The organism is Mesorhizobium sp. M1399 (assembly GCF_040317735.1).
Taxonomy (GTDB): domain Bacteria; phylum Pseudomonadota; class Alphaproteobacteria; order Rhizobiales; family Rhizobiaceae; genus Mesorhizobium.
Genome location: NZ_JAMYKZ010000006.1, coordinates 17,419 through 43,823, shown reverse-complemented (window position 1 = coordinate 43,823; position 26,405 = coordinate 17,419). Strand labels below are relative to the sequence as shown.

The 26,405-nt window shown below is 62.8% G+C and carries 26 protein-coding genes; 7 read left to right on the top strand and 19 right to left on the bottom strand.

Annotated features, from left to right (window positions below):
- Positions 1-3 precede the first annotated feature (3 nt).
- The 4 genes from NKH05_RS11700 to NKH05_RS11685 all read right to left on the bottom strand — a co-directional run bounded on the left by NKH05_RS11700 (position 4) and on the right by NKH05_RS11685 (position 3,041).
- A complete protein-coding gene (locus NKH05_RS11700) occupies positions 4-1,092 on the bottom strand; it encodes an AbrB family transcriptional regulator (protein ID WP_023719255.1) in 1,089 nt (362 codons plus the stop codon).
- Positions 1,093-1,360: 268 nt separating this feature from the next.
- Positions 1,361-1,669 carry a putative quinol monooxygenase gene (locus NKH05_RS11695; protein WP_352494776.1) on the bottom strand — a complete coding sequence of 103 codons (309 nt, stop codon included), beginning with the start codon at positions 1,667-1,669 and terminating at the stop codon, positions 1,361-1,363.
- Positions 1,670-1,718: 49 nt separating this feature from the next.
- A complete protein-coding gene (locus NKH05_RS11690) occupies positions 1,719-2,516 on the bottom strand; it encodes an SDR family NAD(P)-dependent oxidoreductase (protein WP_023719253.1) in 798 nt (265 codons plus the stop codon).
- Between the two features lie 72 nt (positions 2,517-2,588).
- Positions 2,589-3,041, bottom strand: a complete 453-nt coding sequence (locus tag NKH05_RS11685; RefSeq protein WP_023719252.1) for a DsrE family protein — start codon at positions 3,039-3,041, stop codon at positions 2,589-2,591.
- A 102-nt stretch (positions 3,042-3,143) separates the two neighbouring features.
- On the opposite strand from NKH05_RS11685, the gene NKH05_RS11680 reads away from it, so the two are divergent.
- Both NKH05_RS11680 and NKH05_RS11675 read left to right on the top strand, forming a co-directional pair.
- Positions 3,144-4,244, top strand: a complete 1,101-nt coding sequence (locus tag NKH05_RS11680) for a hypothetical protein (RefSeq protein WP_352919002.1) — start codon at positions 3,144-3,146, stop codon at positions 4,242-4,244.
- A 24-nt stretch (positions 4,245-4,268) separates the two neighbouring features.
- The gene (locus NKH05_RS11675; protein WP_023719250.1) at positions 4,269-4,517 is read left to right on the top strand and encodes an antitoxin; all 249 of its coding nucleotides are present in this window, start codon (positions 4,269-4,271) and stop codon (positions 4,515-4,517) included.
- A gap of 218 nt (positions 4,518-4,735) precedes the next feature.
- Here NKH05_RS11675 and NKH05_RS11670 read toward each other — a convergent pair whose 3' ends face one another.
- Together NKH05_RS11670 and NKH05_RS11665 are read right to left on the bottom strand one after the other, a co-directional pair.
- A complete protein-coding gene (locus NKH05_RS11670) occupies positions 4,736-5,665 on the bottom strand; it encodes a cation diffusion facilitator family transporter (protein WP_023719249.1) in 930 nt (309 codons plus the stop codon).
- A 32-nt stretch (positions 5,666-5,697) separates the two neighbouring features.
- Positions 5,698-7,887 carry an anthranilate synthase gene (locus NKH05_RS11665; RefSeq protein WP_352494779.1) on the bottom strand — a complete coding sequence of 730 codons (2,190 nt, stop codon included), beginning with the start codon at positions 7,885-7,887 and terminating at the stop codon, positions 5,698-5,700.
- Between the two features lie 319 nt (positions 7,888-8,206).
- Here NKH05_RS11665 and NKH05_RS11660 point away from each other — a divergent pair, with 319 nt between their 5' ends.
- A complete protein-coding gene (locus NKH05_RS11660) occupies positions 8,207-8,977 on the top strand; it encodes an isocitrate lyase/PEP mutase family protein (protein ID WP_023719246.1) in 771 nt (256 codons plus the stop codon).
- A 14-nt stretch (positions 8,978-8,991) separates the two neighbouring features.
- Here NKH05_RS11660 and NKH05_RS11655 read toward each other — a convergent pair whose 3' ends face one another.
- From NKH05_RS11655 to NKH05_RS11645, 3 genes are all read right to left on the bottom strand, one after another.
- On the bottom strand, positions 8,992-10,041 hold the full coding sequence (locus NKH05_RS11655) for a M14 family metallopeptidase (RefSeq protein ID WP_353025420.1): 1,050 nt from the start codon (positions 10,039-10,041) through the stop codon (positions 8,992-8,994).
- Positions 10,042-10,181: 140 nt separating this feature from the next.
- Positions 10,182-11,558 carry an FAD-containing oxidoreductase gene (locus tag NKH05_RS11650; RefSeq protein ID WP_352494781.1) on the bottom strand — a complete coding sequence of 459 codons (1,377 nt, stop codon included), beginning with the start codon at positions 11,556-11,558 and terminating at the stop codon, positions 10,182-10,184.
- Positions 11,555-12,016 (bottom strand): DUF4126 domain-containing protein, encoded by a 462-nt coding sequence (locus NKH05_RS11645; RefSeq protein WP_352482058.1) that lies wholly within the window; start codon positions 12,014-12,016, stop codon positions 11,555-11,557. Before NKH05_RS11645 ends, NKH05_RS11650 begins: the two co-directional genes overlap by 4 nt.
- 146 nt (positions 12,017-12,162) lie before the next feature.
- Between NKH05_RS11645 and NKH05_RS11640 the strand changes: the two genes are divergently transcribed.
- The gene (locus tag NKH05_RS11640; RefSeq protein ID WP_023719242.1) at positions 12,163-12,720 is read left to right on the top strand and encodes a sugar O-acetyltransferase; all 558 of its coding nucleotides are present in this window, start codon (positions 12,163-12,165) and stop codon (positions 12,718-12,720) included.
- Between the two features lie 6 nt (positions 12,721-12,726).
- On the opposite strand, the gene NKH05_RS11635 is transcribed toward NKH05_RS11640, so the two are convergent.
- On the bottom strand, positions 12,727-13,713 hold the full coding sequence (locus tag NKH05_RS11635) for a helix-turn-helix domain-containing protein (protein ID WP_353025417.1): 987 nt from the start codon (positions 13,711-13,713) through the stop codon (positions 12,727-12,729).
- A 128-nt stretch (positions 13,714-13,841) separates the two neighbouring features.
- Here NKH05_RS11635 and NKH05_RS11630 point away from each other — a divergent pair, with 128 nt between their 5' ends.
- Positions 13,842-14,489: a cysteine hydrolase family protein gene (locus NKH05_RS11630; protein WP_352482061.1), complete on the top strand. Its 648-nt coding sequence runs from the start codon at positions 13,842-13,844 to the stop codon at positions 14,487-14,489.
- A gap of 71 nt (positions 14,490-14,560) precedes the next feature.
- On the opposite strand, the gene NKH05_RS11625 is transcribed toward NKH05_RS11630, so the two are convergent.
- From NKH05_RS11625 to NKH05_RS11585, 9 genes are all read right to left on the bottom strand, one after another.
- Positions 14,561-16,240, bottom strand: coding sequence for a formate--tetrahydrofolate ligase (locus NKH05_RS11625; protein ID WP_023719240.1), 1,680 nt, complete (start codon positions 16,238-16,240; stop codon positions 14,561-14,563).
- Between the two features lie 303 nt (positions 16,241-16,543).
- Positions 16,544-17,668: a DUF2333 family protein gene (locus NKH05_RS11620; RefSeq protein WP_023719239.1), complete on the bottom strand. Its 1,125-nt coding sequence runs from the start codon at positions 17,666-17,668 to the stop codon at positions 16,544-16,546.
- 15 nt (positions 17,669-17,683) lie between these two features.
- The gene (locus NKH05_RS11615) at positions 17,684-18,988 is read right to left on the bottom strand and encodes a DUF6638 family protein (RefSeq protein WP_023719238.1); all 1,305 of its coding nucleotides are present in this window, start codon (positions 18,986-18,988) and stop codon (positions 17,684-17,686) included.
- A gap of 109 nt (positions 18,989-19,097) precedes the next feature.
- Positions 19,098-19,514 carry an endonuclease domain-containing protein gene (locus NKH05_RS11610; RefSeq protein WP_353025414.1) on the bottom strand — a complete coding sequence of 139 codons (417 nt, stop codon included), beginning with the start codon at positions 19,512-19,514 and terminating at the stop codon, positions 19,098-19,100.
- A gap of 137 nt (positions 19,515-19,651) precedes the next feature.
- On the bottom strand, positions 19,652-21,562 hold the full coding sequence (locus NKH05_RS11605; RefSeq protein ID WP_353025413.1) for an AAA family ATPase: 1,911 nt from the start codon (positions 21,560-21,562) through the stop codon (positions 19,652-19,654).
- A gap of 24 nt (positions 21,563-21,586) precedes the next feature.
- A complete protein-coding gene (locus NKH05_RS11600) occupies positions 21,587-22,732 on the bottom strand; it encodes a hypothetical protein (RefSeq protein ID WP_023719235.1) in 1,146 nt (381 codons plus the stop codon).
- 35 nt (positions 22,733-22,767) lie between these two features.
- Complete coding sequence (locus tag NKH05_RS11595) at positions 22,768-23,856, bottom strand: hypothetical protein (protein WP_352494786.1); 1,089 nt, start codon at positions 23,854-23,856, stop codon at positions 22,768-22,770.
- Positions 23,857-24,068: 212 nt separating this feature from the next.
- Positions 24,069-24,458: a c-type cytochrome gene (locus NKH05_RS11590; protein WP_023719233.1), complete on the bottom strand. Its 390-nt coding sequence runs from the start codon at positions 24,456-24,458 to the stop codon at positions 24,069-24,071.
- A 120-nt stretch (positions 24,459-24,578) separates the two neighbouring features.
- A complete protein-coding gene (locus NKH05_RS11585) occupies positions 24,579-25,190 on the bottom strand; it encodes a thymidine kinase (protein ID WP_352856582.1) in 612 nt (203 codons plus the stop codon).
- Positions 25,191-25,283: 93 nt separating this feature from the next.
- Here NKH05_RS11585 and NKH05_RS11580 point away from each other — a divergent pair, with 93 nt between their 5' ends.
- Both NKH05_RS11580 and NKH05_RS11575 read left to right on the top strand, forming a co-directional pair.
- Positions 25,284-25,412: a hypothetical protein gene (locus NKH05_RS11580; protein ID WP_280940418.1), complete on the top strand. Its 129-nt coding sequence runs from the start codon at positions 25,284-25,286 to the stop codon at positions 25,410-25,412.
- Positions 25,413-25,427: 15 nt separating this feature from the next.
- The gene (locus NKH05_RS11575; RefSeq protein WP_023719231.1) at positions 25,428-26,363 is read left to right on the top strand and encodes a choline ABC transporter substrate-binding protein; all 936 of its coding nucleotides are present in this window, start codon (positions 25,428-25,430) and stop codon (positions 26,361-26,363) included.
- Positions 26,364-26,405 lie beyond the last annotated feature (42 nt).

Below are 26,405 nucleotides of genomic sequence, written 5' to 3'. Positions count from 1 at the left end.
TCTTTACTCCCGAAGGCTTCTCGCCACCAGCCGCGCCACGCTTGGGCCGACCAGAAGCACAATCAGGAAGCGTGCCGATTGCAGCGCCATGACGAAGGAGATGTCGACATGCTGCGCGGCGGCGGCGATGATAGCGACGCTGTCCATGCCGCCGGGGCTGGTCGCCAGATAGGCGGTCAGCGGATCGATGCCGAGCAGGCGGCTGATCAGGAAGGCGAGGCCGCCGCAAAAGACGATCAGGGCAATGATCGAGCCGACGATCTGCGGCAGCGCGCGGGCCGCGTGGCGCAAGATGGCCCTGGTGAAATTCAGGCCGATGCTCCAGCCGATTATCGTATAGCTCAAGGCGAGCAGCCAGGGCGGCAGCTGCATGGTCACGCCGAGCCCGAGATGGATCACGGTGCCGAAAATGAAGGTGCCGAGGAAAAACGGCGACGGCAGCCGGAAAAGCTTTCCCGCGAGGCCGCCGACCAGCGCCACGCCGAACGTCGCGGCCAAGCCTTGCGGATCGACCGGCGGGAACCAGACGATGGCCGGCACCTCGATGCCTGAGGTGTCGACCCAAAGCTTGGCCACCAGGGCTGCCGTCATCGAGACGCAGATGACGCGCAGATAGAGCATGAAGGCGACGAGGCGCTGGTCGGCCCCGAAGGCACCGGCCATCAGCACCATGGCGGTGGCGGCGCCCGGCGACGAGCCCCAGACGGCGGTGGTGCCGGGCAGGATGCGCCAGCGGCTGATCAGCCAGCCAAGCAGGCTGGATGCCGCGACCGTCGCCATCACGACGCCGAGGAACAGCGGCCATTCCTTGTAGAAGACGGGAAAGATATCGGCCGAGATGGAACTGGCGACCAGGCAGCCGACGACCGCCTGGGCGGAGCCGAACAGAACCCGCGGCACGCGCACCGTGGCGCCGTTGGTGCCGGCAGCGATGGCCGCCAGCATCGGTCCGATCAAGAGCGCGGCGGGAAGGGCGGCGAGTTCCAGCGCGCCGGCAAACAGCACCGAGACCACCACCAGGACCGGCCACTGCCAGCCCTTGTGGATCCGCGCCAGATGCTCGATGGCCGGCGGGTTCGGGGAAGAATCCATAGATCGGCTCTTAGACCGGTCGCGAAAAAATGCGAACCTTTTTGCGGGGGAAAAGGGCTTGGGTGGTAATGGCACCAGCCATCCGTAGCGATCCTTCGCGCCCCCCTCTGTCCTGCCGGACATCTCCCCCTCTAGTGGGGAGATTGGATGTCACGTCGGCCTTCGCCAATCTCCAAAAAGAGAGCTGTCGGCGAAGCTGCCAATCTCCCCACTTGAGGGGGAGATGGCCGGCAGGCCAGAGGGGGGCGCTGTCCCGCCGGCCTCTCCTCTATCCCGCCTTCACCGCCGGCAACCCAAACCCACCAACCGGACGCGTTTCCACCTGGAACTCGAAGCCGGCGATGATCGGCCGTGCCTTGGCGATTGCCGCCTGGACTTCGGGCAGCTGCAGCGAAGCCTTGTGGCTTTCGGCGTCGGTCCACACTTCGGTCACCCAGATCGCGTCGGCGTCGGCCGGGTCGGTGGCGATGATATAGTTCAGGCAGCCGGGCATGGCGCCGGTGCTGGCGAGCAGGACCTCCATGACCGCGTCGCGCTGGCCGCGCGTCGCCCGCATCTTGCCGATCAGTCCGTACATTCGCTTTGCTCCGTTGAGATTACGCAACCAGGAGTATGCAGTTCGCCGTCTACGGCATCAACTGGCCGCCATTCACCTCGATCACCTGGCCGGTGATGTAGCCGCTCAACAGATCGGAGGAGAGGAACAGATAGGCGCCAACGCAGTCCTCGGCGGTGCCGGCGCGGCCCTGCGGGATGGTGGCGATCATGCCTTTCATCTGGTCGTCGGTCGAGTAGCGCTCGTGGAAAGGTGTCGCGATCGTGCCGGGCGCCACCGCGTTGACGCGGATGTTGAAACCGATCAGCTCCTTGGCCATGCCGCGCGTGACGTTGGAGACGAAGGCCTTGGCGGAGCCGTAAAGGCCGGCGCCGCCACCGGCGCCGTTGCGCGCGGCGATCGAGGAGGTGTTGACGATGAAGCCGCCCTGCCGCTTCAGCCATGGGATCGCCTTGCGCGAAGCTGTCAGCACGGAACGCGCGTTGAGGTCCATCACCGCGTCGTAATGCGCCTCGGTCTGCTCGGCATAGGGCACGCGGCCGAGCATGCCGCCGGCATTGTTGACGAGGCCGTCGAGCCGGCCGAAATGTTGCGCACTGTCCTCGACGACGCGCTCGACATCGGCGGGGATCGAGAAATCGCCCTGGGTCAGGAACACGTCGCCGCCACCGTTGCGAATGGTCGCCGCCAAGTTTTCGGCAGCCACCCGGCTCGAATTGTAGTGCAGTGCGACGCGACATTTCTGCGCGGCATAGGCAAGTGCAAGCGCCGCGCCGATGCCGGTCGACGCGCCGGTGACCAGCACCGCCTTTCCGGCAAGGTCGGGGATGACCAGAGAGGGGCTGACAAGGGTGGTGGTGGCTGGCACGTCTATTCCTCCGGGGGACTCGGCCTGCTCTTCGTAGGCCCTCGCAGTCCTCGCGTTCAAGTCCGTAAAAGCCTATGGCCTGAGATAGGCGTAGCCCTGGCGCTGCAATTCGGCGAGCTTGACGACACCGCCTCTGTCGGCTGCATGGAAGCCGTCGAGCAGGTCGGCCAGGCCGATATCCATGCCGTGCATGGTATTGGCGCAGGCGTGCGGGCTGAGCCCGTCCTGGACAAGGCCGGCGAAACGCCCGGAAATGGCGGCGGATATGCCCTTCGACTTGAAGGCAGCAAGTGCTGGGCCGTGCACGACAAGCGCGATGTCGACCTTGCCGTCGGTACCTTCGAAGTGGTTCTTGATGTTGCCGAGCACGAAATTGACCTTGTCGAGATCGCTGAGGTGATAGGCGACCTTTTGCCTTTCCTCTTCGACGGGCTTGACTTCAATGGCTGCCGCCTTGGTGGGGCGCAGCCCGAAAAGCCCGGCGGCCCCGGCAAGACCGACGCGGAAAATATCGCGGCGTCGCATGGCTTCATCTCCCATTTAGCCGGCCCGCGCAAATTGCGTGGCCTCGGCCTCGATCCTAGCATAAATTGAAGCCACGTCTTGTCGGGGCAATGGAGGGGTAGCATGACGTCGAGGACCATAATGGGGACCATTGTGGGCGCCGGGCTTGGGGTTGCCTTGCTTGCCGCCGTCGCCGGCACTGCTTTCGCCGACGACACGCTCAAACTCACCGAGCTCAGCCCCGACGGCAAGGACGCCTGTTTCGGCCGCGTCTACGACGCCGCGCATCTCAAGTCGCATCCGCACCAGAAGGTGGCGCGCATCTTCTTCTATTACGGCCGCGATCCGGTCAGCCGGCCAAACGAGGAGCCAAGCACCGGCATCGATTCCTCCTACAATGGCTTCATGGCGACGACGGTACGCGGCGCCGAGGCGCCGGAATGGCTCGGCGGCTGGTGCAGTCATGAGTCGGAGGACGGCAAGACCGGCCCGATCCGCTGCGGCATGGACTGCGATCGCACCATGGCTTCGCTGAAGGTCGACGACAAGGGCCGGCTGATCGTCTCGGACGTGCAGCCCGACCTCTATCTCGACGCCGGATCGGAAGACGAGCTCGGCAAGGCGGAGTACGAACGGCAGGCGCTGGGCAAGGACGACAACGGCTTCAGGCTCGATCCGATGCCGGCCGCGACCTGCAAGGCGGAGTTCGCCCGCATCGACCCGATCGATCCGGCACTTGGCCCGCCATTGCGCGAGCGGCTGAAGCCGGACCAGGCCTTCTGCTACGGGCGTGACTATGATGCCGCGCATCTCGGCTCGCATCCCGATCAGCTGACCCAGACGATCCGGGTTTTCCGCGGACCGGTCGAGCTGGCATCCTTCGCCAAGGGCGGCGACCTCGCCAATTGGCCGAGCGGCGCAGACATCGCCGTTTCGGTTACCACGCGGCAGAAATCGGCCAAGGTCACGCAGGTCTATAACTGCCAGGGCGAGGGCGACCAGTGGCGCTGCGCGGCGAGCGCGAAGACGGGTGGTGTCTCCTGCGATATCGCGCAAAAGGAGATTTTCCTCCGCCGCGGCGCCAACGGCACGATGATGCTGGCCAACCCAAACAGCGGCCTGCCGATCGTCGATCTGTGCTCGAAGGCGGCGGAAGGCGACACCAGCTCCGACGACAAGGTCTACCGGCTGGAGCCGATGCCGCAGGCCGCCTGCGGGCCTTGATCATGTGACGAGGAGGTGGATGCCATGCGCAAGACAAGGGTGTTTTGGTCCGGCCGCTCGCAGGCGGTGCGCTTGCCAAAGGAGTACCGTTTCGACACCAAAGAGGTTTTCATCAGCCGCCACGGCCAGAGCGTCATTATCGAGCCTCTTGCGCAGGATTGGGCTTGGCTGGACAGAGTGATCGGTCCGCTTGATGACGATTTCGCGGAGGCGGCTCTGGAAAGTCCGTCGGATCAGATCCTCGAATCCATGGCGCGCAGCGGCTCGGAATGAGGGCTACAGCGATCCTTCGCGCCCCCCCTCTGTCCTGCCGGACATCTCCCCCACTTGGGGGGAGATCGGCAGCTTCCTCGCGTCACTCACTCCTGCGACTATGGCTATTGGCAAAAGCCGCGGTGACGGCCAATCTCCCCACTTGTGGGGGAGATGTCCGGCAGGACAGAGGGGGGCGCGAAGGATCACGACTGAGCGATTTTTCTGCGCGAATTGCTTCACGCGAACGGCACGGCCGTCGTGCCCTTGGGCAGTTTCGCTTCGTCGTCGGGCTCGACATGGATGATGACGCGAACCGAAGGAATCTCTGCCCGCAGCGCGTCCTCGATGCGGTCGCAGATGACGTGGCTGGCGCCGACCGACATGTCGGCGTCGACGACCAGATGGAACTCGATGAAGGTGGCGCGGCCGGCGATGCGCGTCTTCAGGTCGTGGACCTCGAGCGCGCCCTTGCAATTGGCAGAGATGATGTCGCGGATACGGATATGTTCCTGGGTGTCGACGGCGCGGTCCATCAGCCCGTTCATCGACGAGCCGATGACGTGCCAGCCCTGCCACAGGATGTTCAGCGCCACGATCACCGCAAGAGCCGGATCGAGAACCTGCCAGCCGGTCAGCACGGCGCCGACCAGGCCAATGAACACACCGACCGAGGTCGCTACGTCGGTCATGATATGCCTGCCGTCGGCAACCAGCGCCGGTGATTTTTCACTCCGTCCGGTGCGGATCAGCGTCAAGGCCCAGACGGCGTTGATGACGGTTGCGACGCCGTTGACGGCAAGGCCGGTCCATGGCTGTTCGAGCGGGGCCGGATGCTGCCACGACCACCAGACCTCGTTGAGGATGAGCAGGGCGGCAAGCACGATCAGCACGCCTTCCAGGACGGCCGAGAAATACTCGGCCTTGTGGTGGCCGAACGGATGGTCCTGGTCGGCTGGCTTGTAGCTGACCTGGATCGCCCAATAGGCGGCGGCCGAGGCAATGACGTTGACGATCGATTCCAGCGCGTCCGAATAAAGCGCAACCGAACCGGTGACGTACCAGGCCACCAGCTTGAGGCCGAGCACGACGAAGGCGACGACGATCGACCAGAAAGCGAGGCTGGCGACCTTCTGCCTGGCGGCTGCTTTGATTTCTGCCGCGGTCACTGGGGAAGAAATCCCAACACTGAGCCCTCGAATTAAGCGGCCTTTTCCTTGGCCTTGCGCGGCAGGTGCGCGACGATGTTCTCGATGATGCGCATGCCGGCATTGTGGCCGAGCGTCATGATCGATTCCGGGTGGAACTGCACAGCGGCGATCGGCTCCTTGCGGTGCTCGAAGGCCATGATGATGCCGTCCTCGGTCTCGGCGGTAACGACAAAACCATCGGGCAGCCGCACCGGATCGGCGAAGATAGAATGATAGCGGCCGACCGTCACCTCCTTGGGCAGGCCGGAGAAGATGATGCCCGGCTTCGACACGCGGATGCGCGACGGCTTGCCATGCATCGGGATGTGCAATTGCCGCAGCTCGCCGCCATAGGCCTCGGCCAGCGCCTGCAGCCCGAGGCAGACGCCGAAGATCGGCAGGTCGCGCGCACGGGCTCGCTTGATGGTGGCGGCGCAGTCGAAGTCCTTCGGCGTGCCGGGGCCGGGCGACAGCACGACCAGGTTTGGCTTCAGCCGGTCGAAGACCTCGTCCGGCACCGGCGTGCGCACCGTCGAGACATTGGCGCCGGTCTGGCGGAAATAGTTGGCCAGCGTATGGACGAAGGAGTCCTCGTGGTCGACCAGCAGGATGTTGACGCCATCGCCGACCCGCGCGGTGCTGCGTTCGGTGCTGGCGGCATTGCCTGACTTGGCGTCGCGGATGGCGGAGATCATGGCGGATGCCTTCAGTTCGGTTTCGGCTTCTTCTTCTTCGGGTATGCTGTCGAAGAGCAGCGTGGCGCCGGCGCGCACCTCGGCAATGCCGTCCTTGATGCGGATGGTGCGAAGCGTCAGGCCGGTGTTCATGTCACCGTTGAAATTGACCATGCCGATCGCCCCGCCATACCAGGCGCGCGGGCTCTTCTCGTTCTGCTCGATGAAGCGCATGGCCCATAATTTCGGCGCGCCGGTGACGGTGACGGCCCAGGCATGCGACAGGAAGGCGTCGAAGGCGTCCATGCCTTCGCGCAGCCGTCCCTCAATGTGGTCGACGGTGTGGATCAGGCGCGAATACATCTCGATCTGGCGACGGCCGATGACGCGCACCGAGCCCGGCTCGCAGACCCTCGACTTGTCGTTGCGGTCGACATCCGAGCACATGGTGAGTTCGGACTCGTCCTTCTTGGAATTGAGCAGCTTGAGGATCTGCTCGCTATCGGAAATGGCATCGTCGCCGCGCTTGATAGTGCCGGAGATCGGGCAGGTCTCGACGCGGCGGCCGTTGACGCGAACGAACATTTCCGGCGAGGCGCCGATCAGATATTCGCCCTCGCCGAGATTGATGAAGAAGGAATAGGGCGAGGGATTGATGCTCTTCAGCTTGCGGGAAATCTCGGAGGGCTGGGTTTCGCAGCGTTCGTAGAACATCTGCCCCGGCACCACTTCGAACAGGTCGCCGCGCTCAAAGCTCTTCATCGCCTTGCGCACCAGCTTGGCATATTCGCCGGGCTCGTGGTCGCCGCGCGGCGGGATCCGGTCGGCGGTCCTGAACGGCTCGACGATTTCGTCGCGCGGCAGGCCTTCGGTCGAAAAGCCGTCGCCGGAATAGTCGTAGCGGTCGGTCCAGGCCTTGGTGGAATAGTGGTCGACGACGAGGATCTCGTCGGGCAGGAACAGCACGAGATCGCGCTGGCTTGGCTTGCGCTCGAGCTTGTAGTCGACCGGATCGAACTGGAAGGCGAGGTCGTAGCCGAAGGCGCCATAGAGGCCGAGATTGGCGTCTTCCTCGGTCTTGAACAAAGCAGTGATGGCGCGCAGCACGGTGAACACGGAGGGAACGCGGCTGCGTTCCTCTTCGGTGAAGACACGGCCGGGCTTGGCGACCTCGAGGCGGATGAGTTTGTTCGACGTCTCGGCGATCGTGACATCGTCAAGGCCGGCAAGCACCGTACCGATCACCGGCAAAAGCACCTCGCCACGGCGGTTCAGCGCCTCGATGCGCATGGCGCGGCCGCGTGCCGAGATCACCAGCGGCGGATCGATGATGGCGGTATCCCAGCGCGTATAACGGCCGGGATATTCGTAATTCGAGGAAAACACGGCGCCGCGGCGCGAATTCAGGCCATCGACATAGCCGTCGATCGCGCCCTCATATGGCCGGTCATGGCGCTGGCGGGTAATCGCCACGCCACCCGCGGTGACGAAGCGCTCGGCGCCATTCTCCAGAATTTTCGTCGTCATTGCCGTCTCCATCAGCGTCTTTGGGGCAACGGACCCGGGAATGGCTTGAAAAAACAAATGGCCGCCCGGACATTCCGCTGCGGCCACCTTCTATTGTCACGCGAACGCGTTCGAACAGGCCGCTGTCAGCGAGCCCACCACCAAATGGTCTTGATCGAACGCATATTCATGGCGAAATCCATAGCCGCGAAAAGCGGTATGCGCAACAGTTTTGAAAGTCTGTGGGGTGGCTGCTGCTTTCGCAACCCATGGCACATGGCCAAGACCGGCAGTCCTGCCTAGACTCTGCATCAAACAGCAGGAAGACGGGAAAACATCGATGACCGAGCAGATCGACCGCGCACGGACGTTCCATTCCCTCCATGTCAAGGGCAACCCGATTGTCCTCTACAATGCCTGGGACCCAGGCTCCGCCAAGATCATCGCGCAAGCAGGGGCCAAGGCCATCGCCACCGGAAGCTGGCCGGTCGCGGCCGCTTTCGGATTCGCCGATGGCGAGAAAATCCCGTTGGAACTGGCGCTCGAAAACATCAAACGCATCGTTGCGGCGGTGGATCTGCCGGTAACCATGGACCTCGAGGGCGGTTACGGGGTCGCTCCGGAGGTTGTCGCCCGCAGCGTGGGGCTCGCCGTGCAGGCTGGAGCCGTCGGCTTTAATTTCGAGGATCAGATTGTCGGCGGCAGTGGGCTGCACGACATCGCCATACAGGTGAGGCGGATCGAAGCCGCCGCGGCGGCCGTGAAGACCTCGGGTATTCCGGCCTTCATTAACGCCCGAACCGACATTTTCCTGAAGGCGAAACCGGATGCGCACGACAAGGCTCTCCTCGATCAGGCGATCGAGCGGGCGCACGCCTACGAAAGGGCCGGAGCGCATGGCTTCTTTGCGCCGGGGCTTGCCGATGAAGGCCTGATCGAGGCGCTCTGCCAGGCAACGGCATTGCCGGTCAACATCATTGCACTGGCGCATGTGCCGCCGCGCCAGAGGCTTGCCGAACTCGGCGTCGCCCGCGTGAGCCATGGTCCGGTGCCTTACCGGCAGATGGCCGAATGGCTGGAGTCCAAGGCGCGACAGGCGATTTCGGGGTAGCCTGGCGGGTTGCGTCAGTCCTCCAGCGTCCCCGACCTTGCATCGGCACTCTTCCTGTCGCCGACCAGCTTCAAGAGGTCCTCGCCGGCGCGAATTATGCGGCGCGAGCGGCGTGTCAGGATGAGGCCGGCCTGGGGCGCCAACACTTCCGTGCGGCCGTCGGGCTCACCCGGCGCGTGGACGATGGTGGCAAGGCGCGCACCCTGGGTGACGCGGTCGCTCGGCTTCACGTGGTAGAGGATCGCGCCCGAACGGGGCGCCGGCATCATCTCGATATTTTCGATCGGCGCGACGAGTCCTCCGAAGCTGCCAGACGCGGGCAGCGCCTGATCCCGGATGACGCCGCGCGCCACCAGCAGCCGGTAGAGCCCTTCGGCGTCGGCGCCGGCGAGGGCGCCGTCGACGTCGAGTATGCCGCGATATTCGACGGTGGTGGCGACGCGCCGATCGAGGCGCGCGACGTCGGCGGGAACGTTCTGATACGGCATGATCGAGGCGCCTTCGAAGGTGCCGTCGGGATCTTCGTGCCACAGCATCACCGCATCGACGCCCATAGCCGCCGCACAATCCGCCATGGCCGGCCACAGGCTGGTGTGGACGTAGAGGTAGGCGAGGCCTTCATCGTCGCAGTGCAGGTCGAGCACGATGTCGTGGCCGATGGAGAGCTGCAGCAGCCGCGTCTTCAGCCGCTGATCGACCGTGCCGTGCGCCGGCAGGAGCGTGAGGTCGGGCGCGGCGAGCCGCGGAAAGCCGCGATTGAAATTGGTGCGCGTCCCCAGATGGAAGCGGCCCTGATGGTCGCCATAGAGATATTGCGCGCGGCCGATCGGATTGGCCCAGGGCACGATGGTCATATTGCCGCTGATGCGGCCTTCGGCTTCCGCCCTGCTGAGCATCGGCATCAGCGCATCGATGGCAACGACGCCCGGCAATTCGCCGGCATGAAGTGCCGCCTGCAGATAGGCCGAAGGCGCTGTCTTGTCCGTTCCGGTGAAGCGGAAGACGGGGAATTCGTAGGAAACGCCCTCGCTGTCGCCGGCGATGCGTTCGATGGATTTCTGCATGGACTGTCTCCAGGAAACGAGACCGAACACATGCCCTTTCGCCAATACACTGTCGATTGGTCCAGCTTTTCGCGCTATGGGCGCACGGCTCTATCCGGGCCTGGCGCTCAAAGGATCGCGAGATAACGCCTGCGCCCGGCCTATGCCAGCGGCTTCAATTCCTGGGCGATGGTCGGCAGAAGCTCCGAGACGTTCGGGTGGATGTGCACCGCGCGCGCCAGCGTACTGACTGGCGCCTTGGCATACATCAGATCGAGCACGCAGTGCACTGCCTCGTCGCCACCCGGGCCGAGCACCGAACAGCCGAGGATTTCCTTGGTGTCGGCATCGACCAGGATCTTCATGAAGCCTTGCGTCTCACCTTTTTCGACGGCACGGCTGACGCGGGTCATTGGCCGCTGGCCGACAAGGGCGCGGCGGCCGGATTTCCTTACCGCGGCTTCGGTCATGCCGCAGCGGCCGAGTGGTGGGTCGATATAGAGCGCATAGGCCTCGATGCGGTCGCTGACCTTGCGCGGATCGTTGTCGAGCAGGTTGGCGGCGACAATCTCGTAGTCATTGTACGAGGTGTGGGTGAAGGCGCCCTTGCCGTTGCAGTCGCCCATCGCCCAGATGCCGGGCACGCTGGTGCGCAGCTGGTCGTCGACGACGATGAAGCCGCGTTTGTCGACCTCGACGCCGGCTTTGTCGAGGCCGAGATCGTCGGTGTTTGGCGTGCGGCCCAGGGCCAGCAGCACATGCGAGCCGACCGCAGCCGCCTTGCCTGGCGAGAAGGTCACGGCGATTTCGTTGCCTCGCCTGGCGAAGCGGATATCGTCGGCGCCGAGATGGACGGCAATGGCTTCGTTTTCGAGGATCGACAAAATGGCGTCCGAGACGTCATCGTCCTCGCGGCCGATCAGGCGCGGGCTCTTTTCGATGACCGTGACTTCGGAACCGAAGCGGCGGAACATCTGCGCGAATTCGAGCGAGACATAGCTGCCGCCGACGACGATGAGATGGCGCGGCAGCACGTCGAGATCCATCATCGACGAATTGGTCAGGTAAGAAATGCCGTCGATGCCGGGCAGGTCGGGCACCGAGGCGCGGCCGCCGGTGTTGAGGAAGATCTTTTCGGCGCTCAGCAGATCGTCGCCGACGCGCACCGTATTGGCGGTCACGAAGCGCGCATGGCCGCGATAGAGCGTGCATTTGTCCATGCCGGCAATCCAGTCTTCGAGATTGCCGCGGGCATCGTTCGAGACTTTGTCCTTGCGCGCCTTGATCGCCTTGTAGTTGACGCCGATGGGACCGGAGAGCGTCACACCGTAGTCCGCGGCGCAGCGGGCGAGATGCGCGGCATAGGCGCTTGCCACCATCGTTTTGGTCGGCGTGCAGCCGGTATTGACGCAAGTGCCGCCGACCAGCTTTCGCTCGATCAGCGCCACGCTCATGCCGGCCGCATTCAGCCGGCCGGCGAGCGGTGGGCCGGCCTGCCCGGCACCGACGATGATGGCGTCGAATGTCTTTGCCGTCATGCCACCGCCGCCACGATCAGAAGCCCGCCGACGATCGCCACCGCGTCCTCGATGAAGGCGGCGGGCGGGTCCTTGCCGAAGGCGGTGGCCAGGCGTTTACGCGCCTCGGCGCCGCCCAACGTGCCGATCACCGCGCCGACGGCGCCGGCGATCAGGCCGCCGATGGTGGCGCCGCCGGTGGCGCCGATCACCGCGCCGGTGAAAGCGCCCAAGACGATGCGCGTGCCGAATTGCTGCGGCACCTTGCGGCTCGGCGCTGATGGCAGCTGGTCGGTGACCAGTTCGGCGATGGCCAGGATGGTGAAGATGCCGACGGCGATCCAGTGACCCATGAAACTCGCCCAGGTGCCGGTGACCGGCAACCAGCCTAGCCAGGCGCCCCAGGCGACCGCGGCGGGCGCAGTCATGGCGCGAAGCCCGGCAACGATGCCAATCAGGAGTGCAAGAATGTACAGCATGATTGATCCCTCGATGGCCGGCTTGGGACAGGTCCGAGAGAGCAAGCTACCATAGGTCCGGTATTTGACCAGAGGTGGTGTCGCCGCCGGCGCTTCCGTATTTTCACCAGTTGTGCTTGGCAAAGATTGAGACTGGAGTTGCGACCATGACGGGGAGCGAACGCACGAAAATGGCGGCGGGCGAGTGGTATTGCTGCCTCGACCCGGAACTGGAGGCGCTGCGGATCACGGCACGCGACGCGGTGTTCGAGCACAACAGCCTGCCACCACGACAGCGCGGCGATATCGGGCCTGCCTTGCGGGCGCTGCTCGGCGCTGCAGGCGAGGGCGCCCGGATCGAAGCGCCGTCCCACTGCGCTTATGGCTTCAACATCTTTCTCGGCGACCGCGTCTTCCTCAATGCCGGCTGCACCATTCTCGATACGGCGCAAGTCCGCATCGGCAAGGGAACGCTGCTCGGCCCGAATGTGCAGATCTATTGCGCCGAGCACCACAAGCAGGCTGCCGGGCGGCGGGCAGGGCTGGAGATCGCCAGGCCGGTCGAGATCGGCGACAATGTCTGGATCGGCGGCAGTGCCATCATCCTCGGCGGGGTCAGGATCGGTGATGGCGCCATCGTCGGCGCCGGTGCCGTGGTGACGCGCGACGTGGCGGCGAACACCACGGTGGTCGGCAATCCGGCACGGGTAATCAGGAGCGGGTGAGCCGGATCAGCGTGAAGCGCCGCGTCTATCCAAATCGACACTCCTCGAGAATTCGCGCCGGTATTGCACGGGCGAGGTTCTGAGCCGCGCTGCGAAATGCTGGCGCAGCGAGGTGGCGCTGCCGAAGCCGGCCTCGAAGGCAACCGTATCCATCGATTTTTCCGTTGCTTCCAGCAGCCGCTGCGCCAGTTGCACACGCTGGTCGGTCAGCCAGTCGCCGAAACTGGTGCCGATCGTTTTCTGGAAACGGCGCGTGAACGTCCGGCGAGTGAGGCCGGCGAGACCGGCAACGCTGTCCAGACTGTGCGGATCACTCAGGGTTTTGCGCACCGTTTCGAGAGCCTGGGTGAAGCGGTCCGCATTGCCGGTCCTGGCGATGGGACGTTCGATGAATTGCGCCTGCCCGCCCTGCCGATGCGGAGAAAGCACGATCTGCCGGGCAAGGCGAAGCGCTGCCTCCGCGCCGTAACGAGCCCGTACGACGTGCAGGCAGCAGTCAAGCCCGGCGGCTACGCCGGCGGATGTCACGACATCGCCATCGTCGATGTAGAGCACTTCTGGTTCGACGAGAATGTCGGGATAGAGTTCCTGCAGCTGATCCGCGTAGGCCCAGTGCGTCGCGGCTCGCCGCCCCGAAAGCAATCCGGTCGCCGCGACAGCGAACGTTCCCAAGCACAGTCCGACAATCAGCGCGCCGCGCTCGTGCGCGCCAAGCAACGCCTCGATCAGTGTCGTCGGCGGTGAGATCCCGAGATCGTTCCAACTCGGCACGATGACGATGTCGGCATCATCGAGCGCTGAAAGCCCGTGCGGGACGCTGATGGTCAGCCCGGCATCAGTGCGGATCGGCCCGTTCTCAATCGCGCAGACCCGGAAGTCGAAGCGCGGCAGGCCGAGCGTCGTGCGATCCGCGCCGAACACGAGACACGGCACGGAGAGATGAAACGGGCTGATGCCATCGAAGGCGATGGCGGCAACGACAGGATCGGCCATGGGAGCTCCAGCAAAGGGTGACACCGATTGTCCCAATTCTTTCGAACAATGTCAATCGGGACACTTTTTGCGATCCGGCGCCGCGCTTATCGTCCACCCATCAATGCCAAACGGGAAAGGAAAACCCCATGTCGGACCCAGCCAAAGGCAAAGCTCCACGCCGCGCCCTCATCGTCATCGATGTTCAGAACGACTATGACGGCGGCAACCTCGCCATCCAGCATCCGCCGTTCCGCGAGAGCGTCGTCAATGTGGCGCGAGCGATGGACGCGGCCACCGAGGCAGGCGTCAAGGTGGTGGTCATCAAGCAGTTGGCACCGGAAACCTCATCGGTCTTCGCCAAGGGCAGCCATGGCGCCGAGTTGCACCCGGAAATCGCCAGGCGAAACCGCGACCACTACATCGAAAAGAACTTGCCCAGCGCCTTCACCGGCACGGATTTAGAGGAGTGGCTGCGCGCCAACTCTATCGATACGATCACGGTCATCGGCTACATGACGCATAATTGCGATCTGTCCACGGTCATCCATGCCGTGCATATGGGTTTTGAGGTCGAGTTCCTGTCGGACGCGACGGGGTCGTTGCCCTACGCCAACAGCGCCGGCTACGCTTCGGGCGAGGAAATCCATCGCGTCGTGACGATCGTATTGCAGTCGCGCTTCGCGGCCGTTCTCAAAACCGCCGAATGGATCGATTGCCTGAAGACCGGCGTGGTACCCCAGCACGACACACCCTATGCCTCCAACCAGCGCGCGCTGGCGCGAAGCGCGGCGTAGGAGACTATTGCGAGCAGGCAGAGGGGCGCCGCAGCGTTGCGGCGCCCTTTGCCGTTCGAGCGTTGATATCCTTAGAACAGGCCCTCGATCTGGCCCATTTCGTTCAGGAAGATCTTTTCCGAGGATGGCGCTTTGGGCAGACCGGGCATGGTCATCACCTCGCCGCAGATGATGACGACGAAGCCGGCGCCGGCAGACAGCCTGACCTCGCGCACCGGCACGGTGTGGCCGGTCGGCGCGCCGCGCAGATTCGGATCGGTGGAGAAGGAATATTGCGTCTTGGCCATGCAGACCGGCAAATGACCGTAGCCGGCGTGCTCCCAGGCGTGGAGCTGGTCGCGCACCGATTTGTCGGCGATCGCTTCGGAACCGCGATAGATGCGCTGGACGATGGTGTTGATCTTCTCGAACAGCGGCATGGCGTCGGGATAGAGCGGGGCAAATTGCGACGCGCCGGATTCGGCCAACGCCACGACTCTTTTGGCCAGTTCCTCGATGCCGGCCGATCCCTGAGCCCAGTGCTTGCACAGGATCGCCTCTTCGCCCATCGAGGCGACATAATCCTTCATCGCCTGGATCTCTGCCTCGGTGTCGGAGTAGAAATGGTTGATGGCGACCACGGCCGGCACACCGAACTGGCGGATGTTCTCGATGTGGCGGCCGAGATTCGCACATCCCTTCTTGACCGCCTCGACGTTCTCCTTGCCGAGTTCCTCCTTCTTGACGCCGCCATTCATCTTCATGGCGCGAACCGTGGCGACGATGACCGCCGCTGCCGGCCTCAGGCCGGCCTTGCGGCATTTGATGTCGAAGAACTTTTCGGCACCGAGATCGGCGCCGAAACCGGCTTCGGTGACGACGTAATCGGCAAGCTTCAGCGCCGTCGTGGTGGCAACGACGGAGTTGCAGCCATGCGCGATGTTGGCGAAGGGGCCGCCATGGACGAAAGCCGGGTTGTTCTCCAGCGTCTGCACGAGATTGGGCTGCATGGCGTCCTTCAAGAGTACGGCCATCGCGCCGTCGGCCTTGAGGTCGCGTGCATAGACGGCCGACTTGTCGCGGCGATAGGCAACGATGATGTCGCCGAGGCGCTTTTCGAGGTCCTTCAGGTCGGTCGACAGGCACAGGATGGCCATGACTTCCGAGGCGACTGTGATGTCGAAACCGCCCTCGCGCGGGAAACCGTTGGCGACGCCGCCGAGCGAACAGATGATCTCGCGCAGCGACCGGTCGTTCATGTCCATGACGCGGCGCCAGACGACACGGCGGGTGTCGATGCCGAGCTCGTTGCCCCAATAGATATGGTTGTCGATCAGCGCCGACAGCAGATTATGGGCGGTGGTGATGGCATGGAAATCGCCCGTGAAGTGGAGGTTCATGTCCTCCATAGGCACGACCTGCGCGTAGCCGCCACCGGCGGCACCGCCCTTGACGCCGAAATTCGGTCCGAGCGAAGCCTCGCGGATGCAGACGATGGCCTTCTTGCCGATGCGGTTGAGGCCATCGCCCAAGCCCACCGTCGTCGTCGTCTTGCCTTCGCCGGCCGGTGTCGGGTTGATGGCGGTGACGAGGATCAGCTTGCCGTCCTTGTTGCCCTTCACCGACTTGATGAACTCGGCCGAGATCTTCGCCTTGTCGTGGCCGTAGGGCAGAAGATGTTCGCTCGGAATGCCGATCTTCTGGCCGATCTCCTGGATCTGCTTCTTCCTGGCGCCGCGCGCGATCTCGATGTCGGACTTCACTTCGGCCATGACGGCTTCCCTCTGAATTGAACGGATTCGATTACTGTGGTCGCAAGCCCGGCACTGCAGGCGCGGGCATGTTCTACCCCTGTCGCTGCCGCGGCGTCAACTTTCATGCAACTATGTTTCCTACGAAGAAAGTGCCTCTGCGGTCGGCTGCCCTGCTACAGGTTCTTTTTTCGCGCCGGTCGCCGCGCCGTATAGAAGCCAGAGCAGGCGCGGTTCCGCCGTCTCAAAACAGCCGCGTAATACGCGAAAAGCGACAGAAGCAACGGCGCAAATTCACCAGCGCCGGCTGCGCGGAACAATCCGCTACTGCGTCAGCACGTTGCTGATCTCGACCATGTTCGAGCGGACCCTGAGTATGTAAAACCCCATCGTCGTCAGATGTGTCGGCAACAGCCAGCCGTCCTCGCGGCCATTGGCGATGATGAAGGGCTGGATGCGCAGCGCCGAGACGAATTGCGCGTCCATCGTATCCCACAGGTTCTGCAGGTGCTTTTCCTTGATGACGTCCTCGAAGTCGGCCTGCGCGCCCTTCATCAGCCCGTAATAGGCATAAAGCTGGCCATAGGCGAACCAGAAGCGGTCGTCGGCACGGGTGTCGAACCAGCCATTGTTGTGGTTTTCGGCACGCTCCTTGAGGATCGCCGAGGTCGAGCCGATGTCGGACGAGATGCGGTCGATATACTGCTTGAGATTGTCGGCGCGGGCATCGAACGTGGCCTGGCAGGCTGCCAGACGGGCGTTGAAGGAACGCAGCTTGCGCACCGCGTCGCGATAATAGCTCGGCGTCGGCGTCTTGGGACCAAACGGGTTCAAGCCGAAGTACCAGGTTTCCTCATCGAACTGCAGATTGCCGCGGGCGTCCTGCAGGTCGGCGTCGATCTGCGAGGTGGTGCGGACGCGGCCGAGATTGTCGGCAAGCTCGGTCGCCGTGCGCCGCACCGCCTGGTTGATGCCGCGCTGGAACGAAGCCTTGTTGTCCATGAACGGCGTGTGGTCCCAGTCGATGCCGAACAGGCCGAGCTTGTAGAGGATCATCGACGACACCCAGGCATTCTGGTTGACGTTGAAGTCGGTCAGGTCGGCCGCAACCTGGGCAATGGCTGAATTTCCGCAGGTCTTGGCCGTGTCGGTGCCGGCGCCTGCAGAGACCTGTTCACCGGCGGAGCTGTTGCGCTTTTCGAACGTGTATTTGTCGACGTAATTCGGGTCGAAATTGTTCCACCACTGGGTGGCGTAGAAGAAATTAATGTAGAGGCCGATCAGCACGACGACAGCCAGGCCGAGCACCGCCTTCAGGATCCAGCCGCGTTGCGTGTACCAGCGCCCCGCCCACAGGAACGGCCACAGGATCGCGCCGATGAGCAAGCCGATGCCGCGGCCAATCCACTGGAAAATCCGGGTGAAGAAATTCACGATCGGATCAAGCATGGCGATGTCACCCCCTCAGTCAGTCAAGCCGTAGAGGCGTGTGCGAAACGCCACCTTGTCCTTCAAATATGTGGTTTTCAGAACGTCCACAACATGCGATCGCCAAGCGTCGCTGAAGCCGTCATAATCCCTGTAGAAGCCCGGCTTGTTGAAGACGTAACGCGAGACGAAGTCCTGCGGCACGAAGTCCGAGATCAGCTGGTTGGTCAGCCAGGCGTCTTGATGGTCCGGCTTGGCGCGGATCACCAGGAAGCGCTGCTGCGGGAACACATCCTCTATCTTGAGATGGCCAAGTTGGGCGATCTCGCGCTTGGCGGCGTTGAGGAAGGGAAAATTGCCGTCCCTGGTGATCAGATCGGCGTGGCCGTGGATCCAGGTCTGCAGCCAGACCTTATCGACGTCGGTCAGATTGCGGTCGGGCTCGGCGTCGCGGATCAGGGCGCGCACCACCATTTCGGCGCGATGCTCGAGATAGCCGGAGGTTTCGATCCATGAGGCGCGAGGCAGCTCGATGCGGCCGGTCGAAGCGAGGAACTTGAACACCTTGTCGGCGTCATGGATCGAGAGATAGCTCACCTGCCACGGCCGCGAGCGGCGGAAGCCGGGCGCTGCCGGGTCGCTGATCACCGTCGTCACGTCCGGATCGACGAACACATAGAGCCCGCCGAAATGGCTGGTCCAATAGGCGTTGTGGCGGAAGATCACCTGGTCCGGTACCAGCGCATTCTCGCGGATGTCGCCGCAGACCTTCGCCAGCTCGACCATGTGTGCAAGCATGGCATTGTCGCGCCAGGCATCCGGTTCCTGCTTCAGCCGGTCGACCAGCTTGCCGAGCTCGGCGGCCTTGCCCAGCACGTCCTCGGCCGACAGCACCTTGAACTCGACCTGATTGATCGACAGCAGATCCTCGATGTCGTCGACCTTGGGGACTGAATCCTCGATCTCGCCGTAGATGACGTCCTTGATTGTCAGCGCATCGATGGCGCGCTGGTTCTTCGACATGAACTCGTACATCAGCAGCGAGGTGTTGGAGAAAGCCGTGTGCACCACCGGCAGGTCGATCTGCGACGGCGTCAGGATGATGAAGCGGCGGTTGACCTCGTTCGGATCGAGGTAGCTGTAGTCGCCGCATTCCTCGGCGACCTGCGGCGAAAAGCCGGTACGGTCGATCTCGAAGCTTTTCAGCTTGGTCGGCTTCAGCCCGAAGGCGACCATCGCCTTGTTGTAGCGCTGGATCAGATGCGGCTCGTCGACCGTCAGCAGCCGGCCGTAGATCAGCTCGTTGTCGCGTAGCAGGTCGGGTTTCTTGGCGGGACTCATGCGCGTAGTCCCAACGGATCTTGCGCTGGATGACCGAGCTCCAACGCTGACGCCCTCCTCTCCCCGTTCTTCACGGGGAGAGGGTAAGGGTGAGGGGCAGCGCAAACGGTCAAGGACATGTCTCTCCATAGCCTTTGGCGGCGACAAATCGAAGATCACGCGTTTCGATATGGCGTTCGAGGCGCCCTTCGATCGCAGCCACCACTGTTTCAAGGACTGCTTCCCGCTCCTTCAATACGTCTACGTTCCAAAAGCGAAGGATAGACCAGCCATCGGAGACGATGAAGCGATCTCGGATTCGATCATATTGGCTGCCGACATGCTGACTGCCATCGACTTCGACGACGAGCTGGCAGTCTCTGCAGGCGAAATCGACGAAGTAAGAGCCTATCGGCAACTGCCGTACGAATTTATGGCCGTTCAGTCTGCGGTCGCGCGACTCCAGCCAGAGCGCGGTTTCTGCATCGTTGTCGGATTGACGCAGGCGCCTTGCGCGCTTGGTTGTGTGTATTTCTGGCCCACGCATGCGCTGCCCCTCACCCTTACCCTCTCCCCGTGAAGAACGGGGAGAGGGGGGCGTCAGCGTTTGAGCCACGTCTTTCAGCGTTGCTGTGGGAGCTTATGCATCGCACCGGAAACAGTGCTATCCGGTGAGAAGGAAGATCACGCATTCCACATTCCCTTCTTCTTCAACTCCTCGATCTCGCGGACGGCACGCTCCCGCAGACGGGTGTCGCGGATCATCTTGCTCACCGCCGCATCGTCGGCCTTGTCGGAATAGCGGAATTCGGAATCCGCATAGCGGTTGATCTCCTGCATGACCATGTCCATCGAGAACGGCCCTCGCAGTTCCTCGATCATCGCCTTCTTGTCGTCGTAGCTTTTGTGCATGAAGGCTTCCGGCTTCTCGAACCACTCGTCGGGCAATTCGATGTCCATGGCGCGCATCTTGATCGCGTCGGTGACGTTCTTGATGGCGCGTCCGGTGAAACGCGGCTCGGCATCCTTGATCAAGTGCAGATAGGTGCCGATATCGGCCATCGACTTCGGCGCGCCGTTGTCCTTCATGTAGCGCTCATAGACCTTCATCAGCCCGTCTTCCTGCGGCTTCTCATGCTCCTCGTAAGCCTCCATCACCGCGCGCTGGATTTCCTGAGCGGCATAGAGCTTGTGGTCGCCGAGCGGGATCTTGTGGTTCTTGCCCGCGAGCAGGACGAAGATGTCGATGTAGTCGTCGCGGGTCTGCGGACCGTCGACCAGCCAGCGTGCGCCGGCGCGCTGGCGCAATGCGTCGTCAACGTTTTCGGGATAGTTGGAAAACATGCCGAACGAGCAATTGCCGCGCACCACGGTTGCCGCACCGGCAAAAGCGTCCATCAGCACACCGGTGATTTCCTGCTGGCCGGCCGAGGCGCGGTCGTCTGAGCGGCGTGCGGCGACCTGGTCGATATCGTCGATGGTGCCGAAGCCGATGACGCGCGGGTTCAGCACATTGTTGATGAACTGGCGGCAGTTCTGGCCGGACTTGCCCTGGTAGGAGGAGATCTGGTCGACGCCGAAATTTTCGTAGGCGAAGGGATAGCCGGCGACTTGGCAGTAGCCGTTGAGAAGGCCGGCGATCATCTGGATCAGCGTCGTCTTGCCGGTGCCGGGCGCGCCGTCGCCGATAAACGTGAACAGGAAGCCGCCAAGCTCGACGAATGGGTTCAGCTCGCGCTCGAAGTCGTACGCCATCAGCATCTTGGCGAGCTTTACCGACTGGTACTTGGCGATGTGGTTGCCGACGACCTCTTCCGGTTTCTTGAAGGTCATCACCAGCGGTTTTGCCCGCTTGCCAGGGGCGACGTCGAAACCATCGAGGGTAAAATCGTCGACGTCGATGCGGATATGGGCGTTCTCGAACGGGCCGATGCCGTCGAAGCGGCCCTTTCGCGCCAACAGCCCGTCGATGGCTACGCGGGCAAAGGCGCGGGCGCGGGTCATCAGGTCGGCGTCGTCCTTCGAACCTGCTATCGCCCTGTCGAGCCCGGCCACGATCGACTTCACCGCATCCTGCGGGGTGTCGAACAGAAAGTCCGGCTCGGGCGTGTCGTTCGGCGCCTCGCCGTCGCTGTCGATCAGCTGGAACAAATAGGAGGCGAGGCTGAAGGCGGAGATGTAGGCAGAGGCCGACAGCAGCTTCTTGAAGGTGGCAGCTTCGTCGCCTTCGAGCGGCGCGCGGGCGTTTTTCGCCTGCAGGCTTTCGAGGTCCGAGCCTTCGGCGAAGACATCCGATATGGCTAGCGCTATTGCCGCCCCGCGCCGAGCGCGAAACAACAGCATGTGCTGCGGTATGGTCAGCAATTGGTCGTCGGGATGGACGGCGGCGACGGTTTTGGCGAGCTCGACCTCGCGCGTGCGGCGAACCGAGCCGACCGAGACGGTCGAGACGAAGCGGCGGTTGGTGCCGGCAAGCGCTGTGCCGGACTCGCGCGATGGGTCTTCCAGCACGACGATGCGGGTGATGAAACTTTGCGCAGTGGCGCGGTGCTTTTCAATTGCCGCTTCCGGGATGGTGGTCAGGCCGGTGTCCATGGAAGATGCTCCGCGATTTGACGGTCAGACGTCGCTGATGACCTGCCCTTTGGACAGGATGTGGACCTTGTAGCCCGAAAAGATCTTCTGCGCCTCGCCGGCGGCATAGAGCGCCTGATAGGCCTCGTGCGGGATCAGCGCATGGTTCTCATAGCTCGACACGCCCTGGCGCGCGGCCTCGAGATCGTCGGTATTGATGAAGAATTCCTGCGTCGTCTTTTCGCTCGAGAACAGCCCCTTGCGGCCTGGCTTCTCGGCCTTGGAAAAGACCTCCTGGATGGTCCAGGTCAGCAGCCAGGCGTTTTCCGGCTTGCGCACCTTGGCCAGCACTTCGCTTACCGTCGAATTGTTGTCGGTAATCCCTGCAGAATAGAACGGGCCGAGCACGACGCGACGCAACTGCTTGGGATGCAGCGGTTCGAAATCCTTGTCGAGGTTGACCGCGATGGTCGCCGGCGACAGCGTGTAGGCGGAATTCTTCTCGGTGAAATCGTCGAAACGGTGGGCGAGCTCGGGATTGAGCAGGCCGTCGACCGGCAGCGGAATGTCGACCCTCTCATTAAGCTTGCCGCCGGAGTCGACCAGTTGCCGGATCATGTCATCCGAGGAATCCTCGACCGTCACCATATAGACCAGCGGCAGGTTGGCGCTGCCATCGAAGCAGGCCCAGTGGACCAGATAATAGGGCCGCAACGTCTTCGGATTGACCGAAACCTTGGCCGTCTGGGCCAGCGTGAACGGGCCAAAGGTGGTCTCGCTCTTGACGTCTTCGAGGTAGAGCCGCTCGGCCATCGATTTCTGCAGCGCTTCGGGAAATTCCTTGTGGCGCAGGATGAAGTCCGCCATTTCCTCGCGCAGCTCGCCGGCCAGCGGGAGGTTGGCGAGGCGCGCATCGGCCTGGAGGCGGTCGTTTTCCAGCTCGAGCAGGTTCTGAAAGACCGGAAAACCGCTTTCGGCGCGCGAGATGCGGAACGTCTCGGTGAAGCCCAGCCGGTTGCGCCAGCATGAGAACGACTTGTCGAGCCGCGCAATATATTCGGCGACGATCTTGGCGACGATGCCGTGCCGGTAGAGCGGCGAGCGATCGTCGCGCATGAACACTTCGAGGCCGCCAAGTGCCGCCGCGATCGCCGAGAAATAGCGCGCCGCCGCTTCGTTTTCGGGGGTCATGCTGCCAGCCCTTGGGAGCAGTGCACGTGCAGCAATTACGACTGCACGTAATTTGCCGAATTGTGCTTCTTCATCACGTCGTCGAAGCGGCGGGCGAAGGCATCGTCGGCGAGCTTCTTGCGGCGCTGGATGTCGGCGGTGGCGACCATGTTCTTCTCGTGCATTTCAAGCAGATCGCCAATGTGCTTCTGCGAGGCAGCACCAATGCCGGCCATGGTCTCTTCGGCGGTGTTGTCGACCTGGCTGCCCAGCGTGTTGATCTTGTGGGCGACATCCTGTTGGGCGGCGGTCTTCAGCGAATCTTCCAGCGCCTTGTACAGCACGATGCGCTGCTCGGTATCGATGGTCAGCTTGTTGATCAGCGTCGATTGCGCCGCGATCTGGTTGTTGAGCGAATCGACGAAGGTCTGGAACATCGAGGTGTAGCGCTCCAGCGTCTGGCTTTCGGCCAGCAATTCTTGCTCCTTGGCCTGCTTCTCGTTGTATTCCGTGGCCAGTTTCGAACGCTCGCCTTCAAGCTGCGTGCGCCCCTTCTGGCTGGTCGAGGCGGCGATCTTGTTCTCGATGTCGAGCAGCATCGGGTTGAGCTCCTCGATGCGCTTCTGCACGGTCTCGAGATTGGACATCGTGGTCTTGCGGCGCTCGATCACCTGCGACAGGCTGGCCTCGGAGGTTTTGTAGCGCGTGTCGAGAACCTGCTTCTGCGCCTTGAGGATGCCGACGATGGTGTCGGACTTCGCCAGCAGTTCCTGCAAATTGCCGGCCAGCGACATGTTGCGGACGCGGTCGGTGCGCATGCGCTGCTTGCGCTGGCTGGAGAAGACGCCGACGAAACTTTCCCAGCCGGTGTAGTTCTTCATGCTCTCGAATTCGGCGCCGAAGACGTTGGTAGCGTCCTCGAGGCCGATGATCAGGTCGGCGATATTGCCTTCCATCACCTTCTGCTGCTTCAGCACATCCTCGATGCGGGCATTCTCGATGTCGAAATTGGCATCGCCGATCTTCTTGTCGGCGGTGGCGAGCGTGTCGAGCACGGCACCGGACTGCTCAATCTTGGTGCGCATGTCCTGCACGACCTGCTTGGTCTTGGCAATCTCGGCATCGAAATTCTGCAATGTCGCCATTGGGGCCTCCGCTTCGGCATCGGTTTCGTTTCGCAAACCGCCGCGAATATATGTGCCGGGTTTGGCGAATGAAAGACGGAAGACATGGGATTACAGGAAAACAAAGAATTTCAGGAGGCGACTGCAGGATAATCAAGCCATGATTACGCTGTAACTGCCGGCCGGTCAGGCACCGCTTCGACCTCGGCTGGATTTTTGCTCGGGAGCGACGCTCAAGGCTTGGGATCGGCTTTGAGGTAGGCGATGACGTTGGCGATGTCCTCGTCGCTGGTCAGGCCGGAGAAGGCCATTTTGTTGCCGGGGACCTTCTGCCGGGGCGCGCGCAGGTATTCGGCAAGGTTTGCTTCGTCCCAGACCAAACCGGCGGCGCCGGCATCCTTCATCGCCTGCGAGTAACGGCTGAGATAACTGTCCGCGGTGCCGGCGGTGCGGCCGACGACACCAAGCAGATGCGGGCCGACCTTGTCGCGGTCGCTCGTTGCCTCGTGACAGACCATGCATCTGTTGAAGACCTTCTTGCCGAGAGCAGCATCGCCGTCGGCATGCGCGGCAACGATGCCGGCAATGAGGAAAGCAGTTGCAGACGAAATTACTCGAAGCATGGGAACTCCCGACGGCTCTGGCAGTGGATCAAAATAGGCAGCACGCTCAACAAAGGCCGCAATGGCGCGATTGCGGAACGAATGTCAGCCGGGAGGTCGGATGAAAGCAATAGCGCTGGTTTAGGCTTTGGTGAAGCCGATGAAATCGTCTGGGGCGGCGCGGCCCATTTCCTCTTCCCAATGGCGGCGGCAGAGCGAGACATAGACGTCCTTGCCGATCGCCACTTGTTCGCCCTGTTTGGCCACCTTGCCGTCGGCGCCGAGGCGCACCACCATCGCCGCCTTGCGGCCGCAGCGGCAGATGGTGCGCACCTCGCGCAGGTCGTCGGCGATCGCCAGCAGGGCGCGCGAGCCGGAAAACAGCTTGCCTTGGAAATCGGTGCGCAGGCCGTAGCACATGACCGGGATGTTCAGCCGGTCGGCGATGCGGGCGAGTTGCCAGACCTGCTCCTCTTCGAGGAACTGCGCCTCATCGATAAAGACACAATGGACCGTGGCGTGGTCATGATGCTCGGCGACCCGGGCGAATAGGTCGTCGCCGTCGCGGAACATCTCGGCTTCCGTCTCCAGGCCGATACGCGACGAGATCAGCCCGGTATCGCCCTTGCGATAGTGGCCGGCGATGAACAGCATCGTCGTCATGCCGCGCTCGCGGTAATTATACGAGGCCTGCAACAACATCGTCGTCTTGCCGGCATTCATCGTTGCATAGTGGAAGTACAGCTTGGCCATGCCGTCCTTTTAAGCCGAGTTGCAACAAAGCGGGGAGGGGGAGCGCCTACATTCCACCGGGAAAAGACGACTTCCATCCGGAAAGCGGGGGGCGTGTCGTTGATCGACCAGCCTGCGCCGTTGATCGTGGTTGCCTTAGTGCTTGAAACCGCAGCAGAATGGTGTTTGGCTGACGGAACAAAGGTGGAGATAAAACCGCCACTTCGCTTCACCGAGAACTGAAATGGGAGAATTTTGATGTCGCGCATGAATTCATTCGTCGCCGGTCTCGGCCTGGCGGCTTTTCTATCCACGACTGCGGCCTTCGCCGGCGATCCGGAAAGCTGCAAGACGGTGCGCATGTCCGATGTCGGCTGGACCGACATCCAGGCGACAACCGGCATAGCCTCGGTGCTGCTCACCGCGCTCGGCTACGAGCCGCAGGTAATCCAGCTTTCGGTGCCGGTGACGATGGCGTCGCTGAAGAACAAGGACCTCGATGTCTTCCTCGGCAACTGGATGCCGTCGATGACCAACGACATCAAGGACTACACCGCAGAAGGCTCGATCGAGACCGTGAGCGAGAATTTGAGCGGTGCCGGCTACGGCATCGTCGTGCCGACCTATGTCGCCGACGCCGGCGTCAAAACGCTGACAGATCTCGGCAAGTTCAAGGACAAGTTCGACGGCAAGATCTACGGCATCGAGGCCGGCAATGACGGCAACCGCATCATCCTCGACATGATCAAGAACCCGGCCGACAATCTCGAAGGCTTCGAGCTGGTCGAATCCTCCGAAGCCGGCATGCTCACCCAGGCCGAGCAGTCGATCAAAAACAATGAATGGATCGCTTTCCTCGGCTGGACGCCGCATCCGGTGATGGGCGCCATGAAGATCACCTATCTCGACGGCATGGGCGACACTGGCTTCGGCGCCGCCACCGTGCATACGATCGTGCGCAAGGGCTATACGACCGAGTGCCCGAATGCCGGCAAGTTCATCACCAACCTGAAGTTCAACCTGGACATGGAAGGCGAGATGATGGACGCGATCCTGAAGGGTGGCGACGCCAATACGGTCGCGACCGACTGGCTGAAGAAGCACCCGGACGCGGTTGCTCCCTGGATCGCCGGCGTCACCACCTTCGACGGCGGCGACGCGGCGGCAGCGGTGAAAACAGCGCTCGGAAGCTGACCTGACCGCTTGCACGACAAGACGAGGGGCAGCCACGGTAGA

What these genes read in the sequence shown, in the direction of transcription:
- NKH05_RS11605 (WP_353025413.1), bottom strand. Translation starts at nt 21,562, where the DNA reads ATGGACACCGGCCTGACCACCATCCCGGAAGCGGCAATTGAAAAGCAC.
- NKH05_RS11640 (WP_023719242.1), top strand. Translation starts at nt 12,163, where the DNA reads ATGACGGGGAGCGAACGCACGAAAATGGCGGCGGGCGAGTGGTATTGC.
- NKH05_RS11665 (WP_352494779.1), bottom strand. Translation starts at nt 7,887, where the DNA reads ATGACGACGAAAATTCTGGAGAATGGCGCCGAGCGCTTCGTCACCGCG.
- NKH05_RS11600 (WP_023719235.1), bottom strand. Translation starts at nt 22,732, where the DNA reads ATGACCCCCGAAAACGAAGCGGCGGCGCGCTATTTCTCGGCGATCGCG.
- NKH05_RS11650 (WP_352494781.1), bottom strand. Translation starts at nt 11,558, where the DNA reads ATGACGGCAAAGACATTCGACGCCATCATCGTCGGTGCCGGGCAGGCC.
- NKH05_RS11660 (WP_023719246.1), top strand. Translation starts at nt 8,207, where the DNA reads ATGACCGAGCAGATCGACCGCGCACGGACGTTCCATTCCCTCCATGTC.
- NKH05_RS11635 (WP_353025417.1), bottom strand. Translation starts at nt 13,713, where the DNA reads ATGGCCGATCCTGTCGTTGCCGCCATCGCCTTCGATGGCATCAGCCCG.
- NKH05_RS11575 (WP_023719231.1), top strand. Translation starts at nt 25,428, where the DNA reads ATGTCGCGCATGAATTCATTCGTCGCCGGTCTCGGCCTGGCGGCTTTT.
- NKH05_RS11615 (WP_023719238.1), bottom strand. Translation starts at nt 18,988, where the DNA reads ATGAGTCCCGCCAAGAAACCCGACCTGCTACGCGACAACGAGCTGATC.
- NKH05_RS11620 (WP_023719239.1), bottom strand. Translation starts at nt 17,668, where the DNA reads ATGCTTGATCCGATCGTGAATTTCTTCACCCGGATTTTCCAGTGGATT.
- NKH05_RS11590 (WP_023719233.1), bottom strand. Translation starts at nt 24,458, where the DNA reads ATGCTTCGAGTAATTTCGTCTGCAACTGCTTTCCTCATTGCCGGCATC.
- NKH05_RS11685 (WP_023719252.1), bottom strand. Translation starts at nt 3,041, where the DNA reads ATGCGACGCCGCGATATTTTCCGCGTCGGTCTTGCCGGGGCCGCCGGG.
- NKH05_RS11645 (WP_352482058.1), bottom strand. Translation starts at nt 12,016, where the DNA reads ATGCTGTACATTCTTGCACTCCTGATTGGCATCGTTGCCGGGCTTCGC.
- NKH05_RS11585 (WP_352856582.1), bottom strand. Translation starts at nt 25,190, where the DNA reads ATGGCCAAGCTGTACTTCCACTATGCAACGATGAATGCCGGCAAGACG.
- NKH05_RS11695 (WP_352494776.1), bottom strand. Translation starts at nt 1,669, where the DNA reads ATGTACGGACTGATCGGCAAGATGCGGGCGACGCGCGGCCAGCGCGAC.
- NKH05_RS11610 (WP_353025414.1), bottom strand. Translation starts at nt 19,514, where the DNA reads ATGCGTGGGCCAGAAATACACACAACCAAGCGCGCAAGGCGCCTGCGT.
- NKH05_RS11595 (WP_352494786.1), bottom strand. Translation starts at nt 23,856, where the DNA reads ATGGCGACATTGCAGAATTTCGATGCCGAGATTGCCAAGACCAAGCAG.
- NKH05_RS11680 (WP_352919002.1), top strand. Translation starts at nt 3,144, where the DNA reads ATGACGTCGAGGACCATAATGGGGACCATTGTGGGCGCCGGGCTTGGG.
- NKH05_RS11630 (WP_352482061.1), top strand. Translation starts at nt 13,842, where the DNA reads ATGTCGGACCCAGCCAAAGGCAAAGCTCCACGCCGCGCCCTCATCGTC.
- NKH05_RS11675 (WP_023719250.1), top strand. Translation starts at nt 4,269, where the DNA reads ATGCGCAAGACAAGGGTGTTTTGGTCCGGCCGCTCGCAGGCGGTGCGC.
- NKH05_RS11655 (WP_353025420.1), bottom strand. Translation starts at nt 10,041, where the DNA reads ATGCAGAAATCCATCGAACGCATCGCCGGCGACAGCGAGGGCGTTTCC.
- NKH05_RS11700 (WP_023719255.1), bottom strand. Translation starts at nt 1,092, where the DNA reads ATGGATTCTTCCCCGAACCCGCCGGCCATCGAGCATCTGGCGCGGATC.
- NKH05_RS11625 (WP_023719240.1), bottom strand. Translation starts at nt 16,240, where the DNA reads ATGGCCGAAGTGAAGTCCGACATCGAGATCGCGCGCGGCGCCAGGAAG.